Here is a 3288-nt window from a genome sequence, read left to right on the forward strand (position 1 = left end):
CCGCTCCACCGGACAGCTCATGCAGCGCGGCCCGCCCCTCCCCCGGCCCAGCTCACTGCCCGGGATCTCTATGACCTCGATGCCCTGCTTGCGCAGATGCGTGTTGGTGGTGGCGTTGCGTTCGTAGGCGACGACGACGCCCGGCTCGACCGCCAGGACGTTGCAGCCGTCGTCCCACTGCTCGCGTTCGGCGGCGTGCACGTCCTGGGTGGCGGTCAGCACGCGGATCTCGCTGAGCCCCAGGGCGGCGGCGATCGCGCGGTGCATGTGCTCCGGCGGGTGGTCGGTGACCTTGAGTTCCTTCTCGCCGACACCCGGTTCGATGGTGTACGAGCGGAGCATGCCGAGGCCCGCGTACTGGGTGAAGACGTCGCCGTCGACCATCGTCATCACGGTGTCGAGGTGCATGAAGGCACGCCGCTTCGGCATGTCGAGGGCGACGATCGTGGTGGCCGAGCCCGCCGCGAACAGCTTGTGGGCGAGCATCTCGACGGCCTGGGGGGTGGTGCGCTCGCTCATACCGATGAGGACGGCACCGTTGCCGATGACGAGGACGTCCCCGCCCTCGATGGTGGACGGGTAGTCGGCCTGACCCTCCGACCAGAGGTGGAACGTTTCCGCGCGGAAGAGGGGGTGGTAGCGGTAGATCGCCTCGAAGTGCACGGTCTCGCGCTGCCGGGCCGGCCAGCGCATCGCGTTGATGGAGACGCCGTCGTAGATCCAGGCGGAGGTGTCACGGGTGAAGAGGTGGTTGGGGAGGGGGCCGAGCAGGAAGTCGTCCAGCTCCATGACGTGGAAGCGCACGGAGGTCGGCTCCGGGTGCGCGTCGAGGAACTCCCTCTTGGTCATGCCGCCGACGAGGACCTCGGCCAGTTCGGGTGCGGGCAGGTTCTCGAAGGCGGCTCGGAGATGGTCGGTGGCGAGGACGCCGTACTCCTTCTCGTCGAAGACCCTGTCCAGGACGAGTGCTCGGGCCGCCGGGATCTCCAGGGCCTCGGTGAGCAGATCGCCGAAGAGGTGGACGGCGACACCGCGGTCGCGCAGGACGTCCGCGAAGCCGTCGTGCTCCGCGCGTGCCCGGCGCACCCAGAGCAGGTCGTCGAAGAGGAGCGCGTCCTTGTTGCTGGGGGTGAGCCTTTTGAGCTCGAGATCCGGCCGGTGCAGGATGACGCGGCTCAGCCGCCCGGCCTCGGAGTCGACATGGAATCCCATGTCTCCATCCTGACCATCGGAACCCGCCTTCACCCGCTCCTGGCCGGATTCCGCCCGACCTTGTTCTCGTCCCCTTGTTCTCGTCCCCTTGACGACAAGCGGATCTCTCCATTATCGTCTCGGTGACGACAATGGTTCGAAACGAGGGGACCCCGTGGCCGACATCACCCGGCGCCTGGGCTGGCGCCACCTGCGGGGCGCCCCGACGGCACACATCCGCCACCACCGCTCCGGCACCCTGGTGCACGACGGTCCCGGACTCAGCTTCTGGTTCCGCTCGCTGACCGCCGCGCTCTCCGAAGTCCCGGTGGACGACCGCGAGCTGGCCATGACCTTCCACGCCCGTACGGCCGACTTCCAGGACGTCGCCGTACAGGCCACCGTGACCTACCGGGTCAGCGACCCCGCCGTCGCCGCCGCCCGCCTCGACTTCTCGATCGACCCGGACACCGGCGCCTGGCGTGGAGCCCCTCTGGAGCAGCTCGGCACCCTGCTGACCGAGACGGCCCAGCAGCACGCGCTCGACGTGCTCGCCCGTACGCCGCTGGCGGAGGCGCTGGTCGACGGGGTGACGTCGGTGCGCGAGCGGGTCGCGGCCGGGCTGGCGGCGGAGCCCCGGCTGCCCGACACCGGCATCGAGATCGTCGCCGTACGCGTGGTGGCGCTGCGGCCGGAGCCCGAGGTGGAGCGGGCCCTGCGCACCCCGGCGCGCGAGCAGATCCAGCAGGAGGCCGACCGGGCGACATACGAGCGGCGGGCGGTGGCCGTCGAGCGGGAGCGGACCATCGCCGAGAACGAACTCGCCAGCAAGATCGAACTCGCCCGGCGCGAGGAGCAGCTCGTCGACCAGCGCGGTACGAACGCCCGCCGCGAGGCCGAGGAGAACGCGGCGGCCGACAAGGTCCGCGCCGAGGCGGAGGCCACCCGGACGGTACGGCTCGCCCGCGCCGAGGCGGAGGCCGCGCGCGAAGTGGGCGAGGCGCGGGCGCAGGCCCAGGCGGCCTGGCTCCGGGTGCACGCGGACGTCGACGTGAGCACCCTGCACGCCCTCACCGGCACCCGGCTCGCGGAGAACCTGCCGCGCATCGACAGCCTGACCGTCTCCCCGGACGTGCTGACGGGGCTGCTGGCCAAGCTGGGAGCCTCGGAGTGAGTCTCGCCCCGCGGGCCGTGCTGGTCCACCGCACCACGGAGTACGAGGAGTTGGTGGCCCGGCACGGCACGCACGGCCAGGCCGCCTTCTTCCTCTCCTCGCGGGGCCGCGACATCGAGGAGATCGCCGAACGCCACCGCCGCACCCGTCGCGCACTGGCCGAGGTGACGGCGGCCATCCCGCTGACCTGGCGTCAGACGCGGGTGGAGCGCGGCGACTTGGACCGGTTCCTGTTCGCGCCCGAGGACGTGGTGGTCGTGGTCGGCCAGGACGGGCTGGTGGCCAACGTCGCCAAATACCTCGCGGGTCAGCCGGTGGTGGGCATCGACACGGACCCCGGCCGCAACCCGGGCGTCCTGGTCCGGCACCGGCCCGCGGACGCCGGGGCGCTGCTCGCCGCCACCGCGGGCGTCGAGGAACTGACCATGGTGGAGGCCGTCGCCGACGACACCCAGCGGCTGGTCGCCCTCAACGAGATCTACCTCGGCGCGGCCGGCCACCAGACCGCCCGGTACCGCCTGGGCCTCGACGGCGACGGGGGTGCCGCCGAGGCCCAGGCCTCCTCCGGGGTGCTCGTCGGCACCGGCACGGGGGCCACCGGCTGGATCCGGTCGGTGTGGCAGGAGCGGGGCGGGGACGTCCCGCTCCTGCCGGGCCCGTCCGAGCAGCGGCTCCTGTGGTTCGTCCGGGAAGCCTGGCCGTCCCCGGCCACGGGAACCTCGCTGGTCGCGGGCGAACTCGCGGCCGGCGCCCGGCTGACCCTGACCGTCGAGTCGGAACGCCTGATCGCCTTCGGCGACGGCATCGAAAGTGACGCGGTGGAGCTGACGTGGGGTCAGCGGGTGACGGTGGGGGTGTGCGGGGAGCGGCTTCGGCTGGTGGGCTGAGCCGGTTTCTTCGCCCCCGCCGCCCCTTCCCGTCCC

General features: G+C 72.1%; 3 protein-coding genes. 2 read left to right on the top strand and 1 reads right to left on the bottom strand.

Annotation, left to right across the window (positions count from 1 at the left end; all coding sequences use genetic code 11):
* On the bottom strand, positions 1 to 1212 hold a 1212-nt coding region (locus tag BZL64_RS36730), incomplete at its 3' end, for an arginine deiminase (protein WP_086773346.1).
* 154 nt (positions 1213 to 1366) lie between these two features.
* Between BZL64_RS36730 and BZL64_RS36735 the strand changes: the two genes are divergently transcribed.
* Positions 1367 to 2365, top strand: a complete 999-nt coding sequence (locus BZL64_RS36735; protein ID WP_086773347.1) for an SPFH domain-containing protein — start codon at positions 1367 to 1369, stop codon at positions 2363 to 2365.
* Positions 2362 to 3252: an NAD(+)/NADH kinase gene (locus tag BZL64_RS36740; protein WP_086773348.1), complete on the top strand. Its 891-nt coding sequence runs from the start codon at positions 2362 to 2364 to the stop codon at positions 3250 to 3252. Before BZL64_RS36735 ends, BZL64_RS36740 begins: the two co-directional genes overlap by 4 nt.
* The last annotated feature ends 36 nt before the right edge of the window (positions 3253 to 3288 follow it).

The organism is Streptomyces bobili, from assembly GCF_002154575.1.
Taxonomy (GTDB): Bacteria; Actinomycetota; Actinomycetes; order Streptomycetales; family Streptomycetaceae; genus Streptomyces; species Streptomyces bobili.